Here is a 16,730-nt window from a genome sequence, read left to right as displayed (position 1 = left end):
GCGGAGTGGCGTTCCCCTTCGTAGAGTTGGCGAATAGGGTCCTACAGGTCCATCACCGTCACCACAGGAGGATTCAGTGCTGATCCGTCGTCTTGCTCGACCCATGCTCGCCGCCTCGTTCATCTCGGGGGGCATCAACACGCTGCGCAACCCGAGCGCGCGGGTCGAGCAGGCCACCCCCCTCATCACCAAGGCTGAGGAGGCCCTGCCCGACGACGTCACCGCCAACGTGCCGACCGACCCCGACACCCTGGTGAAGATCAACGCCGGCGTGCACGTGCTGGGCGGGCTGCTGCTCGCCACCGGCAAGGCACCCCGCCTCGCCTCCACCGTGCTCGCGGCCTCGCTCATCCCCACCACGGTCGCCGGCCACCCCTTCTGGGAGGCCACCGACCCGAAGAAGAAGGCTGCTGACCAGCAGCAGTTCATCAAGAACGTGGGCCTGCTGGGCGGGCTGATGCTCGCCGCCGTGGACACCGAGGGCAAGCCTTCGCTGGGCTGGCGCGGACGCAAGGCCGCCAAGGCTGCCAGCGCCGCCGTCTCCACCGCGGTCCCCTTCGCCGCCGCCGGCGCCTCCGGCAAGGGCGAGTCCCTGGCCGGGGCCGCCAGCAAGGCCGCCGAGCGTGGCCAGGAGCTGGCCCACCGCGTCGCCGAGAGCGACACCACCAAGCGCCTGTCGGCCTCCAGCGAGCAGCTGGCCCAGGCTGCCCGGGTGCGTGCCGCCGAGCTGGCCCGCCTGGCCGCCGAGCGCGGCGGTGAGCTGGCCCAGGTCGCCAGCGACCGCGGACCGGTGCTGGCCGAGCAGGCCAAGGCCCGCAGCGCGGTCCTCGCCGCCGTGGCCGGCGAGCGTGGCTCCGAGTGGGCCGACCTGGCCCGGGCCCGTGGCGCCGAGCTCGCCACCGTCGCCAGCCTGCGTGGTGCCGAGCTGGCCGAGCAGGCCCGCGAGCGCGGCGCCGAGCTGGCCAAGGAGAGCGCGAAGCAGCGTCGCAAGGCGGAGCGTCGCTGGCTCTGACCTGACGATCACCGACGGCCCGGCAGGTTCCTGCCGGGCCGTCGGCGTCTGTCCGGGGTCGGTCGGGGCGCCCGGTCCCGCCGTGACCGGCGGCGATACGGTAGGTCAGTGCTCGTGCTGCTTCCGCCGTCGGAGACCAAGGCTCACGGCGGCGACGGACTCCCGCTGGACCTCGCCACCCTCGGCTTCGCCGAGCTGACCGAGCTGCGCCGCAGCTTGCTGGACGCGCTCACCAAGCTGGCCACCGACCCCCCGGTGATGATGGCCGCGCTCGGCCTGGGCCCCAAGCAGGCCGACGAGGCCGAGCACAACGCCCGCCTGTGGGAGGCGCCCACCACCGCGGCGCTGGACCGCTACACCGGTGTCCTCTACGACGCCCTCGACGCCGGCTCGTTCACCGCCGCCCAGCGCGACCGGGCGCTGTCCCGCCTGGCCGTGGGCTCCGCCCTCTTCGGCCTGCTCCGCGCCGGTGACCGCATCCCCCGCTACCGGCTCTCCGCCGGCTCCACGCTGCCCGAGGTGGGCACCCTGCGCGCCCGGTGGCGCCCGGTGCTGGTGCCCGCGCTGGAGGCCGTGGACGGGCTGGTGGTGGACCTGCGCTCCGGCGCCTACGCCGCGCTCGGTCCGGCGCCGGGTGCGGTCACCGCCACGGTGCTCACCGAGCAGCCCGACGGCAGCCGCAAGGTGGTCAGCCACTTCAACAAGTCCCACAAGGGCCTGCTGGCCCGCGCGCTCGCCCTGACCCGTGCCGAGCCGGCCGACGTGCGCGGCGTGGCCGCCGTCGCGCGCCGCGCCGGGCTGCGGGTGGAGGTCAGCGGTCCCACCGAGCTCGTCCTGCTCACCTGACGCTTCCTCGCCTTCCGGGCACGCCCACCGGCGCCCCCGGCTCCACCCCCCCAGACAGGAGACCCCTGCTGTGCCTGCCCGCCCGTCCCGGCCCTGGACCCGCTACGTCGCCATCGGTGACTCCTTCACCGAGGGCATGAGCGACGCCCACCCCGACCAGCCCGACTACTACGTGGGCTGGGCCGACCGCCTGGCCGGGCACCTGGCCGCCATCGCCGAGAACGGCAGCGCCAGCTCCGGCGGCCCCGCGCACGCGAACACCCCGGCCGCAGGGCTGTCCTACGCCAACCTGGCCATCCGCGGCCGGCTGCTGGCGGACATCGCCGGCCGCCAGACCGACGAGGCGATCGCGCTGGCCCCGGACCTGGTGAGCATCAGCGGGGGCGGCAACGACATCATGCGTCCGCGTGCCGACGTCGAGGCGCTGGCCGCCGAGCTCGACGACGCCGTGGGCCGGCTGCGCGCCGCGGGGGCCGACGTGCTGATCGCCACTCCCGCCGACCCCCGGGGCGCGCCCGTGGTGCGTCACACCCGCGGCCGGGTGGCCACCTACACCGCGCACATCTGGACCATCGCCCGCAAGCACGACGCCTACGTGCTCAACCAGTGGGGGCTCGCCCCGCTGCAGGACTGGCGGATGTGGGCCGACGACCGCATCCACATGACCAGCGAAGGTCACCGGCGCGTGGCGCTCGAGGCGCTCAGCACGCTGGGCTGCTCCCCCACCGAGACCGGGTGGGCCGACCCGCTGCCGGTGCAGCCGACGCCCAGCCGCCGCGAGAACGCCAGGGAGACGGCGCGATGGGCCCGCGAGCACCTCGCACCCTGGGTGCAGCGGCGCATGCGGGGGGAGTCCTCCGGCGACCTGCTCGGTGCCAAGCGCCCAGAACTGCGGCCGATCGGCCCTCTCACCTGCGGCTAGTATCACCGCGTCACAACGGCGTGACCACCACGCCAGCAGCGATCGCAGCGGCGGCCACTTCCCATCTCCCTGGAGACACCTTTGACCACGGCGCAGACCTCGCCACGTCCGGCGCAGACGAGCTTCATGGACCGCTACTTCAAGATCACCGAACGAGGGTCCACGGTCGGCCGTGAGGTGCGGGGCGGCATCGTCACCTTCGTGACCATGGCCTACATCGTGGTGCTCAACCCGCTGATCCTCGGCAGCTTCTCCGCCGACTCCCCCAGCGCGCACCGCGACGTGGTGGGCAACATCCTCCCGGTCGCCCAGGTCGCCGCCGTCACCGCGCTGGTGGCGGGCGTGATGACGATCTTGTTCGGCGTCATCGCCAACTACCCGTTCGCCATCGCCACCGGCCTCGGCATCAACACCCTGCTGGCGGTCACCATCGCCCCGCAGGTGACCTGGCCCGAGGCCATGGGCCTGGTGGTCATCGACGGCATCATCATCCTGGTGCTCGCGCTCACCGGCTTGCGCACCCGGGTGTTCAACGCGGTGCCCAGCGCGCTCAAGGCGTCCATCGCCGTCGGGATCGGCCTGTTCATCGCCTTCATCGGCCTGGTCGACGCCGGCTTCGTCCGCCGGCTGCCCGACGCCGCCAACACCACGGTGCCGGTCGGGCTGGGCATCGAGGGTTCCATCGGGTCCTGGCCCACGTTCGTGTTCGTCTTCGGCGTGCTGCTCATGGGCGTGCTGGTGGTGCGCAAGGTCCGCGCGGGCCTGCTCATCGGCATCGTCGTCACCACCGTGCTCGCCGCCATCCTGCAGGCGATCTTCGACGTGGGCCCGTCCAACGGCGTGGACCCCAAGGGCTGGAACCTCAGCGTCCCGATCCTGCCGGACGTCTTCGCCAGCCTGCCCGACCTCAGCCTGGTCGGTGAGGTCAGCTTCGGCGCCTTCGCCCGCATCGGTGCGCTCTCGGCCAGCCTGCTCGTGTTCACCCTGGTGCTGGCCAACTTCTTCGACGCCATGGGCACCATGACCGGTCTGGCCAAGGAGGCCGACCTGGCCGACAAGGACGGCAACCTCCCCGGTGTCGGCAAGGCACTGGTGGTCGAGGGCGTGGGTGCCATCGCCGGCGGTGTCGGCTCGGCCTCGTCCAACACCGTCTTCGTCGAGTCGGCCTCCGGCATCGCCGAGGGCGCCCGCACCGGCCTGGCCAACGTGGTCACCGGCGTGCTCTTCCTGGCGGCCATGTTCCTCACGCCGCTGTACTCGGTGATCCCCATCGAGGCCGCCGCTCCCGCGCTGGTGGTGGTGGGCGCGCTGATGATCGCCCAGATCAAGGAGATCGACTTCAGCGACCTCTCCATCGCGCTGCCGGCCTTCCTCACCATCGTGGTCATGCCGTTCACCTACTCCATCGCCAACGGCATCGGCGTCGGCTTCATCACCTGGGTGGTGCTGCGGGTCGCCCGCGGCCGCCGCAAGGAGATCAACCCCCTGCTGTGGGTGGTGGCGCTGCTGTTCGTCGCCTACTTCGCCGTCGGGCCGATCGAGGACCTCATCGGCTGACACCCCTCGGACGCACAGACGCCCTGTCGCCCATCCTCACGGATGGCGGCAGGGCGTCTGGCGTTGCTGGGTCCGGACGGCTCAGCGGCGGGCGGCTGCTCCGCGGGGAACCACCGTGGGGGCCTGCACGGAGCGGGAGGCGCTGGCCGGTGCGGGGTCGGGCAGCAGCGCCTGGGAGACCCGGCGGGCGGCGTCGGCCAGCAGCGGGACCACGCGGTCGAGCTGGGCGCTGCCCGACTCGGCGCACAGGCTGATGGCGGCAACCGGTCCCTCGTGCGTGCGCACGGCGGCGGCCACGCTCGGGCACTCCGCGGTGAACTCCCCGCGGTCCAGGGAGATGCCGCCACGGGCCCGGATCCGGTTGAGCTCGCGGTGCAGGCTCATCAGGTCCCACTTGCCCGGCTGTGGTGGACGGGTGATGCGCTCACCGACGAGGTCGTCGACGCGCTCGGGCTCCAGCCAGGCCAGCATGGCGCGACCGCCGGTGGTCTTGTAGATCGCCGAGCGCTGGCCGACCTTGGAGGGCAGCACGCTGGCGTAGCGGCCGCCCACCTTGTCCAGGTACATCTCCATGGAGCCGTCCAGCACCGCCAGGTGCACCACCATGCCGGTGCGCAGGTGCAGGCTGTGCAGCACGTCCGCCGCTGCCTTGCGGATCTCGCCGTGCGCGCCGTCCTGGCCGCCCAGGCCCAGTGCCCGCCGGCCCAGGCTGTAGCCCATGGACGTGTGCTCCAGCCAGCTCAGCTGGACGAGCTGGTCGAGGATCCGGTGCGCGGTGGAGCGCGGCAGATGGGTGCGACACGCGATCTGCTCGAGGTTCAGCCGGGTGAAGCGGCTGTCGAACGCATCGACGATGAGCGTCATCCGCTCCACCATCGAGGGCGGGAGCGCTGGGCGGGCCGCTGCCTGAACCTGTGGGTTCGTGACCGCTGTCATCGTGCCTCCGTCTGACTCATTACGGCCCCCACCTGCAGGAACGCCGAAGAACTGAACTCAATTATGAAAACTGTAGCAGTGGGGCGCATCACAACCAAGCGAGTGCTTGTTAGTCCGTGTCGCGACGAGGCTCCCAGACAGCGGGACACCGGCGAGTTGCGGGTCGCAGACTGGTCTAGAACCGCGCGCGCACGGGTCCGCGCAGAGCCGTCCGAACGGTCGCCAAGGGGCTCTCAGCAGGCCCTTAGGGACGCACCAGCCCGACCGCGCGAGGGCGGCACCCGGAGCACGCCCGGTGACACCGACGATCTCGGCCATCGAGACGGCACCCTGTGTGATGTGCGTCGCACTCATCGCCCGCCGCGGGCGAGCTCGCGGCCCCCTGGCGACCTCGGGCGGGAACCCGGGACCGCCTCCGACACCGCCCCCGGCCGGGCAATGGTCACCGCGTTGCCGCACGTCGGAGCGCTCGATCCGGGTCCCGCTGACGGTGAGTTCGAGTGATCTCACTCACTGAGACGCCCCGCGGTATGACCTGGGTCTCGTCCTAGGTTCCTCAGGACCCGGGCCCCTGTCTGGGCAGATCCTGCAAGTAGGCGCACCAGATCCTGCCGCGAGCGCGGACAGGGTGAAGGAGAAACAGTGAGATACAAGAGAGCTGCGCAGACGGCGGCAGCGCTGGTCGCGATCGCGTTGGTGGTCCCGGCCTGTTCGTCCGACCGGACCGAGACTGCGGTGGGCGCCGACAGCGGTTCCAGCACCTCCTCGTCCAGCGAGAGCGCCAGCACCGCGTCGTCGCAGAAGTTCGGCACGCTGGACTCCCCCTGCGGCAAGGGCGACGCCAAGGGCGCCACCGACCAGGGCGTCACCGACAAGTCGATCACCATCGGCTACGGCGACGACCGCGGCGCCACCGCGAGCCCCGGCCTGTCCAAGGAGATGGGCGACGCCGTCAAGGCGATGATCGCGTGGTGCAACGAGCAGGGCGGGATCAACGGCCGCGAGATCAAGGGCAACCAGTACGACGCCGCGATCACCAAGGTGAACTCGGTGATGCAGGACTCGTGCAAGAGCGACTTCATGCTGGTCGGCCAGGGCTTCGCCGGCGACGCCGGTGGCGAGGCCACCCGCGTCGCTTGCAACCTCGTCACCGTGCCCGGGTACGTGACCAGCGCGGACGCCCTCAACGCCCCGATGATGTACGAGGCGTTCCCGACGCCGGCGGACTACTTCAACAACTCCCAGTTCCACCACCTCGCCACCCTGAGTCCCGACGCCAAGACGGGCACCGAGGTCATCTCCACCACGCTGCCCGCGGTCACCTCGACCAACCTCAAGGCCGTCGAGGGCGCCAAGGAGGCGGGCTTCACGCTGAAGAACTGCGGCATCACCACCAACTTCTCCGGTGAGCCCAACTTCGTGCCCTTCGCCGAGAAGTACAAGTCGTGCGGCATGACCTCGGCCTTCTACACCGGCTCGGGCACCCCGGCCATCTTCAACCTGCTGCAGGCCATCAACCAGGTGGGCACCCAGCCCACCTACGTGCTGGGCACGCCGTTCTACGCCGACTCCGTTGCTCAGTGGAACGCCGCCACCAAGATTCCGAACATGCACGTGGACATCGCCTTCCAGCCCTTCGAGAACGCGTCGAAGGTGCCCGCGGTGCAGAAGTACCTGGACATCGTGACCCCGACCGGCGGCAAGACCGCCCTGCTGGGCATGCAGGCCACCTCGTCGTTCCTGCTCTGGGCCACCGCGGCCAAGGAGTGCGGCAGCGACCTCACCCGCCAGTGCATGGTGAACGAGCTGTCCAAGGTGCACCAGTGGACCGGTGGCGGCATGCACGCCACCACCGACCCGGGCGCCAACAAGCCGGCGAACTGCTCCATGACCCTCAAGCTCGAGGACGGCAAGTTCAACCAGGTCCTGCCCAAGACGCAGGGCGAGTTCGACTGCGACGGCAAGTACCTGGTCAAGGTCTCCGAGTCGGCCTGGGGCACCCAGCTGAACGAGGACAGGATCGTCACCAAGTACCTGACACCGAACACCATCAAGCCGCAGAGCTGATCACGACAGCGCTGATCTGAGGCGAGCTGGCCGGACCCCCAGGTCCGGCGGAGGGGCGGTACCGCGCGAGCGGTGCCGCCCCTCTGCGTTGCCAGAAGCAGTGACTCTGCGCGCCGCCACGCCACTGTCTGTCATGTCGTTCGCTTGCCACACCTTCCTCCTGACGGCGACGTCCATCCCACTCAACGGGAAGGCTTCCGGCGTGATGTTCGTCGCACCCTAGGTTCCGTTCAACGCCTGGGGCACCTCGGGCACAGGGTGAGGAGAGAGCTTGTGAGACTGAGGAAAGTCGTCCAGACGGCAGCGGCGCTGACCGCGATTGCCCTGGTGGTCCCGGCCTGTTCGTCCAGCCGGTCGGACACTGGCAGCGACCCCGGCGCCGGCGCCCCCACCACCGCGGTCACCGCGGCCTCCGAGAAGTTCGGCACGCTGGAATCCCCCTGCGGCCAGGGCGACGCCAAGGGCTCCACCGACCAGGGCGTCACCGACCAGTCGATCACGATCGGCTACGGCGACGACCGTGGCTACGCGATCAACCCCGGCCTCAACGCCGAGATGGGCGACGCGGTCAAGGCCATGATCGCCTGGTGCAACAAGCAGGGCGGGATCAACGGCCGCGAGATCAAGGGCAACCAGTACGACGCCTCCATCACCAAGGTCAACTCGGTGATGCAGCAAGCCTGCAAGAGCGACTTCATGCTGGTCGGCCAGGGCTTCGCCGGTGACGCCGGCGGGGAGGCCACCCGGGTGGGCTGCAACCTCGCGACCGTCCCCGGGTTCGTGGTCAGCCCGGACGCCCTCAACGGCCCGATGATGTACGAGGCGTTCCCGACGCCGGTGGACTACTTCAGCAACTCCCAGTTCCAGCACCTGATCGAGCTGGACCCGGAGGCCAAGGCCGGCACCGAGATCATGGCGACCACGCTGCCCGCGGTCATCTCCACCAACGTCAAGGCCACCGAGGGCGCCAAGGCCGCCGGCATCGTCCCCAAGAACTGCGGCGTGACCACCAACTACGCCGGCGAGCCCAACTTCGTGCCGTTCGCCGAGAAGTACAAGTCCTGCGGGATGAAGACGGTGTTCTACACCGGCGCCGGCACCCCGGCCATCTACAACCTGCTGCAGGCCATCGACCAGGTCGGCGTCCAGCCCAACTACATGCTGGGCACCACCTTCTACACCGACGCCGTCGCCAAGTGGAACGCCACCACCAAGATCCCCAAGCTGAACATCGACATGGCCTTCCAGCCCTTCGAGAACGCCGACAAGGTGCCGGCGGTGCAGAAGTACCTCGACGTGGTCAACGGCGCGGGCGCCAAGCCGGCTCTGCTGGGCATGCAGGCCACCTCCTCGTTCCTGCTGTGGGCCACCGCGGCCAAGGAGTGCGGCAGCGACCTCACCCGCCAGTGCATGGTGAACAAGCTGTCCACGGTGAACGAGTGGACCGGTGGCGGGCTGCACGCCAAGACCGACCCCGGCAAGAACATGCCGACCGACTGCTCGCTCACGGTCAAGCTCGAGGACGGCAAGTTCAGCCAGATCCTGCCCAAGGAGCGCGCCGAGTTCGACTGCGACAGCAAGTACCTGGTCAAGATCTCGGAGTCCGCCTGGGGCACCCAGCTGAACGCGGACCGGATCAGCACCAAGTACCTGACGCCGAACGTGATCCTGCCGCAGAGCTGACTCAGGCCCGAGCGGCGGCAGGACCAGCCCACGAGGGGTGGCACTCGATTCGACGAGTGCCACCCCTCGTGGCCGATCAGGACGTGACCACGGTGCTCCCACTCACTGAGACTGGGTGCAGGAGTGACCTAGGTCGCACCATAGCGTTCTGCCCGTCCAGCGCTCAGCAGGCCGCGCGAACGGCCCAGCGCTGCCCCGAGCAGGTCTTTCGGAGCTCTCTCCCCACGATCCAGTGCCGACCACCGGTGCTCACAACTTGAACACCAGTGGCACCGCAGTCCGCGCCACTCCAGCCAGCCCACTTGCCGAAGGTGTGTAGATGAACGCTTTTGTGACCTTCACGATCCTGGGACTCGTGCTCGGTGCCGTGTACGCGATTGCCGCGTCCGGCCTCGTGCTCACCTACAACACCTCGGGGATCTTCAACTTCGCCCACGGTGCCCAGGCCATGCTCGGTGCGTTCTGCTACTGGCAGCTGCGCTCCGGCTGGGGGCTGCCCACCCCGGTGGCTCTGCTCATCACCCTCGGCGTCATCGGCCCGCTGATGGGCTGGGGCCTCTACCTCTTCATCATGAAGGGCCTGCGCAACACCGCCGAGGTCACCAAGATCGTGGTGACGGTGTCCATCCTGCTGGGTGCGATCTACCTGTCCCACTGGTTCTGGGACCCCAAGGACTCCCGCAGCTCGGAGAAGTTCTTCGGCAACAGCAGCCAGATCGACCTCTTCGGGTCGGTCATCAGCACCCACGACCTGATCGCCCTCGTGGTCGCCGTGCTCATCGCAATCGGCCTGCGCATCATGTTCACCCGCACCCGCATGGGCGTGTCCATGCGGGGCGCGGTGGACGACCCGGACCTGCTGCGCCTCAACGGCCACAACCCCGAGCGCATCGCCGCCACCTCCTGGGCCATGGGCTCCGTGCTCGCCGTGCTGGCCGGCATCCTCATCACTCCCATCAGCGGCGGGTCGCTGGAGGCCAACGCGCTGACGCTGCTCGTCATCGACGCCTTCGCCGCCGCGATGTTCGGCAAGCTCAAGAGCATCCCCCGCACCTTCGTCGGCGCCATCGTGCTGGGCCTGGCGAGCACCTACGTGCTGGCCTACTTCCCCTCCACCTGGACGTGGACCAGCAACTTCCGTATCTCGCTGCCGATGATCGTGCTGTTCATGGTCCTCATCGTGCTGCCGCACGACCGGCTCTCCGGCGCTGCGGTGCGCACCCGGGAGCGGGCCAACGTGCCCACCGTCCGCTCGGCCATCGCCTGGGGCGCGTTCCTCGTCGTCGCGGTGTTCCTGATCAAGCTGCTCATGGTCGACTCCGCGGTCACCCTGCTCACCACCGGCATGACGTTCGCGATCATCGCCCTCTCGCTCACCGTGCTCACCGGCTACGCCGGGCAGATGAACCTCGCGGCGATCTCCTTCGGCGCGGTGGCCACCGTGGTGGTCTTCCACTTCGGCACCACCACGTTCGGCTACGAGAGCCGCACCACCCTGGTGGGCGTGCTGCTCGGCATGGCCGCCGCGGCGGTGGTCGGCGGCATCGTCGCCCTGCCCGCACTGCGACTGCGGGGGCTCTACCTGGCGCTGGCCACGCTGGCCTTCGGTGTCTTCCTGTCCAACATGGTCCTCAACGACATCTCCCAGCACGAGCTCTTCGGCAAGAAGTTCTCGCTGTTCACCGACGGCAACCTGCTGATCCCGCCGGTCAAGGTCGGCCCGCTGGACCTCAAGGACGGTGACACCTTCCTGATGACGACCACGGCGCTGTTCGCGCTGATCGGCATCGGCCTGGTGGCGCTGCGCAACAGCGGCTACGGACGACGGCTCGCCGCCATGAAGGACAGCGAGGCGGCCTCGGCCACCCTGGGCCAGAGCCTGGTCCGGCTGAAGCTGAGCGTCTTCGTCATCTCCGCCGCCATCGCCGGCCTGGGCGGCATCCTGATGTCCAGCGCCATCGGCTCGGTCCAGTCGGACAGCTTCTCGGTGCTGGTCAGCCTCTCGCTGCTGATGCTCACCGTGGCGGCAGGCATCGGCTACGTCACCGGCGCCCTGTTCGGCGGCATCATGTCCGGCGTCGGCTTCACGATGGTCATCTCCACGTTCAACGACCTGGCGATGGACCACGAGAACCTGTCCTCGGTGTACACCACGCTCGGCCACATCGCCGCCGTCAGCCCGGCCCTCATCGGTCTCGGTGTCGGCGCCAACCCCAGCGGCACGGTGCACCAGGTGACCGAGGGCTACCGCGCCCTGCGCAACGCCAAGCCGGTGCTCATCGGTGGCGCGGTCATCGAGGTCATCCTCTACCTGCTGGCCTACACCGACACCATCGACAAGTGGTGGTTCGGCATCCTGACCATCACCCTGGTCTTCCTGCTGCCGGTGTTCGGCCAGATGCTGATGCCCGAGGCGGTGCTCGGCAAGGAGGAGATCGCCCGCCGGAAGGTCACGCCGCCCGAGCTCATCGGGGTGGACGTGCCGTTCTCCGAGCGCGACCGCCACGCGCTGGACCAGAAGCTCGGCCTGCCCGCGTTCGTCGGCGCGGTCCCCACCGGCCTCGCCGCCTCCCCCGCCGCCGGCCACCACGGCACCGACCAGAACAAGGAGCTGAGCACCAATGCCTCTGCTTGAGAGCCGCGACATCACGGTCCGCTTCGGCGGCCTGGTCGCCGTCAACAACGTGAGCATCAGCATCGAGCCCGCCACCATCACCGGGCTGATCGGCCCCAACGGTGCTGGCAAGACGACGCTGTTCAACACCATCACCGGGCTGCAGCGCCCGTCCGCCGGCAAGATCCTGCTCGACGGCGAGGACATCACCAAGATGCGTCCGCCCAAGCGCGCGCACCGTGGCCTGGCCCGCACCTTCCAGCGGCTGGAGCTGTTCATGTCGCTGTCGGTGCGGGACAACATCCGCGTCGCCGGGGACATCCACAACGCCAACGGCCGCAGCAAGCGGATCGACGTCAACGCCGAGACCGACCGGGTGCTCGAGCTGTGCGGGCTGGGCGACATCGCCACCCAGGACGTCTCCGACATCCCCACCGGCCGTGCCCGCGTGGTCGAGCTGGCCCGGGCGCTGATGACCGAGCCCCGCGTGCTGCTGCTGGACGAGCCGGCGTCGGGCCAGACCGAGCACGAGACCGACCAGTTCGCCGACCTGCTGGTCCAGCTGGCCGCCGGCGGCCTGGCCATCTGCCTGGTGGAGCACGACCTGCCACTGGTGATGCGGGTGTGCTCGATGATCCACGTCCTGGACTTCGGCTCGCTGCTCGCCTCGGGCACGCCCGAGCAGGTGCGCCAGGACCCCGCAGTGATCGCCGCCTACATCGGCACGGAGGACGTCGCATGACCGACACGCTCACCGCTCCCGGCAGCGGGCCGGCCCACCCCGCCGTCGAGCCGATCCTGGAGCTCGCCGACGTTCGCGCCGGCTACGGCGCCATCGAGGTGCTGCACGGCGTGAACCTGCAGGTGCTGCCCGGGCAGGTGGTGGCCCTGCTGGGTCCCAACGGTGCCGGCAAGACCACCTCGCTGAAGATCTGCTCCGGCCTGGTGCCGGTCAGCTCGGGCGAGCTGCGGCTGTCCGGCCGGGCCGTCAACGGCGCAGGTGCCTCGGACCTCGCCAGGCTCGGGGTGTGCTCCATCCCCGAGGGCCGTGGGGTGTTCGCCAACCTCAGCGTCCGCGAGAACCTCTGGATCGGCACCGGCACCGGCACCAGCCTGGAGCACATGGAGGAGGTGGCGTACGCCCGCTTCCCCATCCTGGGCAAGCGCCGCAACCAGCTGGCGGGGTCCATGTCCGGTGGTGAGCAGCAGATGCTGGCGCTGTCCCGGGCACTGGGCACCGACCCCACGATCCTGTTGCTCGACGAGCTGTCCATGGGGCTCGCTCCCCTGATCGTGTCGCAGATGTACGACACGGTGGGCCAGCTGGCGGCAGAGGGGCTGACCATCCTGGTCGCCGAGCAGTTCGCCCGGGCAGTCCTGCCCATCGCGGACTCGGCGGCGCTGATGCTGCAGGGCCGGCTGGTGCGAGTGGGCGCACCGGACGAGATCGAGAACGAGCTTTCAACCAGCTACCTAGGAGGATGACCTGATGACTGCTGAGCAGCGTCGTGAGCAGTTCAAGACAGATGTGGCCGAGCTCAAGCTCAAGACCGGTGGCTCCCGCCGCGACGGTCTGGTGCAGGGACTCGGTGTTCTCGGGATGGCCGTCGGCGTGATCGCCGCGTTCGTCTGCTACTCCATGTCGCTGAGCCAGACCAGTGTGGACGTGCTGTCCACCCAGGTGCTGACCCTGGCGTTCGTCGCGCTCACCGTCCTCGGTGCCGCGCTTTACCTCGCCGGTGCGCTGGCCAAGGTGCTGCGGCTGTGGCTGCTGCGCCAGCTCTACGAGGGCCAGGCCCACGTGGACCAGCTCGCCGCCGCCCTGGGTGGTTCCGGTGTCGAGAGGGACAAGACCACCGTCTGACCTTGCTGGTCATCCTCAGGACGCAAGCCGCCGCCTCCCGCTCCGGGAGGCGGCGGTTCTGCATTGTCAGGGCTTCGTTGCTGGTCAGGGGCAGAAACTGTCGGGGCGGAGTTCTATGATTCGAACATGAGTTCGAGTGCCGCAGCGGTGGCAGTGGAGGACCTCCCCGACGAGGTCTCCTCGCTGCTGGCTGAGCATGCCGCGATGATGGCGCGGCTGCAGCAGCTGCCGCTGGCCGGGCTGTCCGATGCTGGGGTGATGGCGGTGGTGCGCGAGGTGGAGCGAGTGCACCGGATGAAGCCCACGGTGGACCACCGCCTGATTGTGGAGATGGAGTGCCGTTCCTTGGCCACGGTGTTCCTGGCCCGGGGCACGGCGGGGTTGTTGTCAGAAGTGCTGCACCTGGACATCCAGGAGGCCCGTGCTCGGGTGCGAGCCGCCTTGGTGCGGGGCCCTCGGACGTCCTTCACCGGTGAGGATCTCGGTCCTCTGCAGCCCGCCACAGCAGCAGCCGAGGCGGAAGGATCCCTCTCGCCGCGCCACGCCGACATCATCGCCAAGACGATGCACGACCTGCCGGCCTCGTTGGATGCCGAGACTGTCGGGGCGGCCGAGCAGACCCTCGCCGCGCAGGCCTGCGCGCTGCGCCCGTCGGAATTGGCCAAGGCCGCTGAGCGGCTGATGGCTTACTTGGACCCGGATGGGCGGGAAACCTCAGACGCCGATCGGGCGCGGCGGCGCGGGTTCACCATCGGTAGGCAACGCCCCGATGGGATGAGCCGCATCAGCGGCGAGCTCGATCCCATGACGCGTGCCCTGGTGGACGCGGCGTTCTCCGCGGCCGCGCGGCCGGTCACCGAGGATGGCGTGCCGGATCCGCGCAGTGCCGCCCAGCGCCACCACGACGCGCTGGCCACGCTGTGCCGCAACGCGCTGGCGGGTGGTGAGCTGCCGAGCAACCGCGGGTTGCCGGCCACGGTGGTGGTGACCATGGGACTGGCGGACCTGGAACGCCGGGCGGGTTCCGCATCAACGGCTTCCGGCGGAACGGTGCCGGTGCGCGACGTGCTCCGCATGGCCGCCGACGCGAAGTGGCTGCCCTGCGTGCTGGACTCCGCCGGGCAAGTGCTTCACCTCGGTCAGGGTCAGCGGTTGGCGTCCCCGGCACAGCGACTAGCCCTGTACGCCCGAGACCGTGGCTGCACCCGGCCCGGCTGCGAGATGCCCGCCCAGTGGACACAGGTCCACCACCTCACCGAGTGGCAACACGGCGGCCCCACCGACCTGCACAACTTGGCGCTCGCCTGCCCGTTCGACCACCGCCTCATCACCCACGAAGGCTTCACCGTCCGCATGGGCAGCCATGGCCGCATCGAGTGGATCGCACCCCGACACGTTGACCCACAACAGGTTCCACGCACCAACCCGATCCACCACCCACCCGACCTCAGCGACCCCGACCCACCCCGGTGCCACCGTGGCGCGGCTTAGCCACCACCGGTAAAGCCACCCAACCGCACAACGGCGTGCGGCCGGTCCCCCGCAAGGGGAACCGGCCGCACACCGTCAGCGCTGACGTGTCAGGGCTTCATCCACGCCTTGTCGAACAGCATGATGTCGGTGGCGTGCGGCGTCACGCCGTGCACGTTCTTCTGCCACGCGATGTATGACGGAATGGCGCCGAGGCTCACCGACGGCACCGACTCGTTGGCCCGCTGCTGGATCTTGCCGATGACCGCCTTCTTGGCGTCCACGGTGCCCGCAGCCTGCAGCTCGCCGAGCAGGGTGTCCATCTGGGCGTCCTTGTAGCCGACCACGTTGGACGGCGACGCGCTCTGCAGCGTGGTGTACAGACCCAGGAACGGGATGTCCTCGTACAGGCCCAGCCCAGCGTGCGCCAGGTCGAAGTCCCGCTTGATGTACACGTTGTTCACCACGTCCTCGGCGCTGTTCGCCGGCATGATCGTCACGGTGAAGCCCACTGCCTGCAGCTGCGCCTGCACGGCCAGGCCGATGGCCCGGTCGCGCGGCTCCTGCAGCACCACGTACTTCAGCTCGCCGTTGTAGCCGTCCTTCTTGGCCTCCGCCAGCAGCTGCTTGGCCTTCTCCGGGTCGTGTGCGACCGGCTTGACGTCGCCTGCCCACTGCGACGACGGGTCGAACAGGCCCGAGCTGGGCCGGCCCTTGCCCTCGTCCACCCGGTCGTCGACCGCGGTCGGGCTGGTGGCGTAGGCGATGGCCTGCCGCACCCGCACGTCGGCTCCCGGACGGCCCTCCCGGTTGTTGATCATCTCGGCACTTCCGGCGTTGAGGAAGCTCAGGTAGCCGGGCAGGCCCGCTGCCCGCGCGTCCGAGATCGCCGTGGCACTGGCCCGCAGGTAGCCGACCTGCAGCTGGTTGCTCTTGAGCGACTCCCAGGTGGCCTGGGGACCGTTGAGCGCCACGAACCGCAGCTTGTCCAGGTACGGCTTGCCGCCCCAGTAGTCAGCACGCGCGGCCAGCACTCGCTCCTCGTTGGGGGCGTAGCGCTCCTGCACGAACGGACCCGCGCCGATCGGCTGGAAGGTGCCGGACTTCATCGAGGTGGGCGCCACGATCATGCCCTGGCCCAGGGCCATCATGGCCTCCAGCTCGGGCCAGGCCTTCTTGAGCTTGACCACCACGGTGGACGGGTCTGCCGCCACCGCGCTGTCCAGGTTCATCTTCCACAGCTCGCTGCCGTTGCCGCGGTTCTGGGTGTAGCGGTCCCAGCTCCACAGCACCGCGGCGGAGTCCAGCGGGGTGCCGTCGCTGAACTTCACGTTCTCGCGCAGCTTCAGCGTCCAGGTCAACCCATCCGCGCTGGCCTCGAACGACTTGGCCAGCTGCGGCACGAACTTCTTGTCCGCGGAGCTGTAGCGGACCAGCACGTCGTACACCGCGGCCAGCTCCGACCCACCGGAGGAACCGCGTGCGGCGGTCTTGGCCGGGTCCATGGTCGCGGCCGCGGCCTGGGTGCCGAAGGTGAGCGTGCCTCCCGCCACCGGGTCCCCGCCGTCGGGCTGGTCGCCCACCAGGCCGAGCTGGATCTCCTGGTCACCGCTGGGCGAGGCCGCGGTGTCGTCGTCAGATCCACCCCCGGCACACCCCGCGAGCAGCAAGCTGCCCGCCATCGCCACGCCGGCCAGGCGCACGAGCGCTAGTCGAGCCATGTTTTTTCCTCCACAGGTAACCGAATCACGACAGAAAA

Annotated in this window: 13 protein-coding genes; 11 read left to right on the top strand and 2 right to left on the bottom strand. The window is 69.6% G+C overall.

The features are described 5' to 3' along the window. Nucleotides 1-76 precede the first annotated feature (76 nt). The 4 genes from ELX43_RS04805 (at nucleotide 77) to ELX43_RS04790 (ending at nucleotide 4,337) form a co-directional block, all read left to right on the top strand. Nucleotides 77-1,012: a DoxX family protein gene (locus ELX43_RS04805; protein ID WP_127782372.1), complete on the top strand. Its 936-nt coding sequence runs from the start codon at nucleotides 77-79 to the stop codon at nucleotides 1,010-1,012. Nucleotides 1,013-1,120: 108 nt separating this feature from the next. Continuing rightward, nucleotides 1,121-1,858, top strand: a complete 738-nt coding sequence (gene yaaA, locus ELX43_RS04800) for a peroxide stress protein YaaA (RefSeq protein WP_127782371.1) — start codon at nucleotides 1,121-1,123, stop codon at nucleotides 1,856-1,858. 70 nt (nucleotides 1,859-1,928) lie between these two features. Beyond that, nucleotides 1,929-2,780: an SGNH/GDSL hydrolase family protein gene (locus ELX43_RS04795; protein ID WP_127782370.1), complete on the top strand. Its 852-nt coding sequence runs from the start codon at nucleotides 1,929-1,931 to the stop codon at nucleotides 2,778-2,780. Nucleotides 2,781-2,906: 126 nt separating this feature from the next. Further along, nucleotides 2,907-4,337 carry an NCS2 family permease gene (locus ELX43_RS04790; RefSeq protein ID WP_127782369.1) on the top strand — a complete coding sequence of 477 codons (1,431 nt, stop codon included), beginning with the start codon at nucleotides 2,907-2,909 and terminating at the stop codon, nucleotides 4,335-4,337. A gap of 81 nt (nucleotides 4,338-4,418) precedes the next feature. Here the strand turns inward: ELX43_RS04790 and ELX43_RS04785 are convergent, their stop codons facing one another. Further along, nucleotides 4,419-5,201, bottom strand: a complete 783-nt coding sequence (locus ELX43_RS04785; protein WP_241249789.1) for an IclR family transcriptional regulator — start codon at nucleotides 5,199-5,201, stop codon at nucleotides 4,419-4,421. Between the two features lie 714 nt (nucleotides 5,202-5,915). Between ELX43_RS04785 and ELX43_RS04780 the strand changes: the two genes are divergently transcribed. The 7 genes from ELX43_RS04780 (at nucleotide 5,916) to ELX43_RS04750 (ending at nucleotide 14,992) form a co-directional block, all read left to right on the top strand. After that, nucleotides 5,916-7,340 carry an ABC transporter substrate-binding protein gene (locus tag ELX43_RS04780; RefSeq protein WP_127782368.1) on the top strand — a complete coding sequence of 475 codons (1,425 nt, stop codon included), beginning with the start codon at nucleotides 5,916-5,918 and terminating at the stop codon, nucleotides 7,338-7,340. Nucleotides 7,341-7,613: 273 nt separating this feature from the next. Then, nucleotides 7,614-9,023: an ABC transporter substrate-binding protein gene (locus tag ELX43_RS04775; RefSeq protein ID WP_127782367.1), complete on the top strand. Its 1,410-nt coding sequence runs from the start codon at nucleotides 7,614-7,616 to the stop codon at nucleotides 9,021-9,023. Nucleotides 9,024-9,342: 319 nt separating this feature from the next. Beyond that, nucleotides 9,343-11,658 (top strand): ABC transporter permease, encoded by a 2,316-nt coding sequence (locus ELX43_RS04770; protein WP_127782366.1) that lies wholly within the window; start codon nucleotides 9,343-9,345, stop codon nucleotides 11,656-11,658. Beyond that, on the top strand, nucleotides 11,645-12,379 hold the full coding sequence (locus tag ELX43_RS04765) for an ABC transporter ATP-binding protein (RefSeq protein WP_127782365.1): 735 nt from the start codon (nucleotides 11,645-11,647) through the stop codon (nucleotides 12,377-12,379). Before ELX43_RS04770 ends, ELX43_RS04765 begins: the two co-directional genes overlap by 14 nt. Further along, nucleotides 12,376-13,122 carry an ABC transporter ATP-binding protein gene (locus ELX43_RS04760; protein ID WP_127782364.1) on the top strand — a complete coding sequence of 249 codons (747 nt, stop codon included), beginning with the start codon at nucleotides 12,376-12,378 and terminating at the stop codon, nucleotides 13,120-13,122. Before ELX43_RS04765 ends, ELX43_RS04760 begins: the two co-directional genes overlap by 4 nt. 4 nt (nucleotides 13,123-13,126) lie before the next feature. Next, nucleotides 13,127-13,501, top strand: coding sequence for a hypothetical protein (locus ELX43_RS04755; protein ID WP_127782363.1), 375 nt, complete (start codon nucleotides 13,127-13,129; stop codon nucleotides 13,499-13,501). Between the two features lie 126 nt (nucleotides 13,502-13,627). Beyond that, nucleotides 13,628-14,992, top strand: coding sequence for an HNH endonuclease signature motif containing protein (locus ELX43_RS04750; RefSeq protein ID WP_127782362.1), 1,365 nt, complete (start codon nucleotides 13,628-13,630; stop codon nucleotides 14,990-14,992). Between the two features lie 89 nt (nucleotides 14,993-15,081). On the opposite strand, the gene ELX43_RS04745 is transcribed toward ELX43_RS04750, so the two are convergent. Further along, complete coding sequence (locus tag ELX43_RS04745) at nucleotides 15,082-16,692, bottom strand: ABC transporter substrate-binding protein (RefSeq protein WP_127782361.1); 1,611 nt, start codon at nucleotides 16,690-16,692, stop codon at nucleotides 15,082-15,084. Between the last annotated feature and the right edge of the window lie 38 nt (nucleotides 16,693-16,730).

The sequence above is a fragment of the Rhodococcus sp. X156 genome (assembly GCF_004006015.1).
Classification (GTDB): Bacteria; Actinomycetota; Actinomycetes; order Mycobacteriales; family Mycobacteriaceae; genus X156.
This window is presented reverse-complemented; position numbering and strand designations above follow the sequence as displayed.

Coding starts and splice junctions, on each gene's coding strand:
- ELX43_RS04790 (WP_127782369.1), top strand. CDS start 2,907: ATGGACCGCTACTTCAAGATCACCGAACGAGGGTCCACGGTCGGCCGT.
- ELX43_RS04785 (WP_241249789.1), bottom strand. CDS start 5,201: ATGACGCTCATCGTCGATGCGTTCGACAGCCGCTTCACCCGGCTGAAC.
- ELX43_RS04770 (WP_127782366.1), top strand. CDS start 9,343: ATGAACGCTTTTGTGACCTTCACGATCCTGGGACTCGTGCTCGGTGCC.
- ELX43_RS04765 (WP_127782365.1), top strand. CDS start 11,645: ATGCCTCTGCTTGAGAGCCGCGACATCACGGTCCGCTTCGGCGGCCTG.
- ELX43_RS04760 (WP_127782364.1), top strand. CDS start 12,376: ATGACCGACACGCTCACCGCTCCCGGCAGCGGGCCGGCCCACCCCGCC.
- ELX43_RS04755 (WP_127782363.1), top strand. CDS start 13,127: ATGACTGCTGAGCAGCGTCGTGAGCAGTTCAAGACAGATGTGGCCGAG.
- ELX43_RS04750 (WP_127782362.1), top strand. CDS start 13,628: ATGAGTTCGAGTGCCGCAGCGGTGGCAGTGGAGGACCTCCCCGACGAG.
- ELX43_RS04745 (WP_127782361.1), bottom strand. CDS start 16,692: ATGGCTCGACTAGCGCTCGTGCGCCTGGCCGGCGTGGCGATGGCGGGC.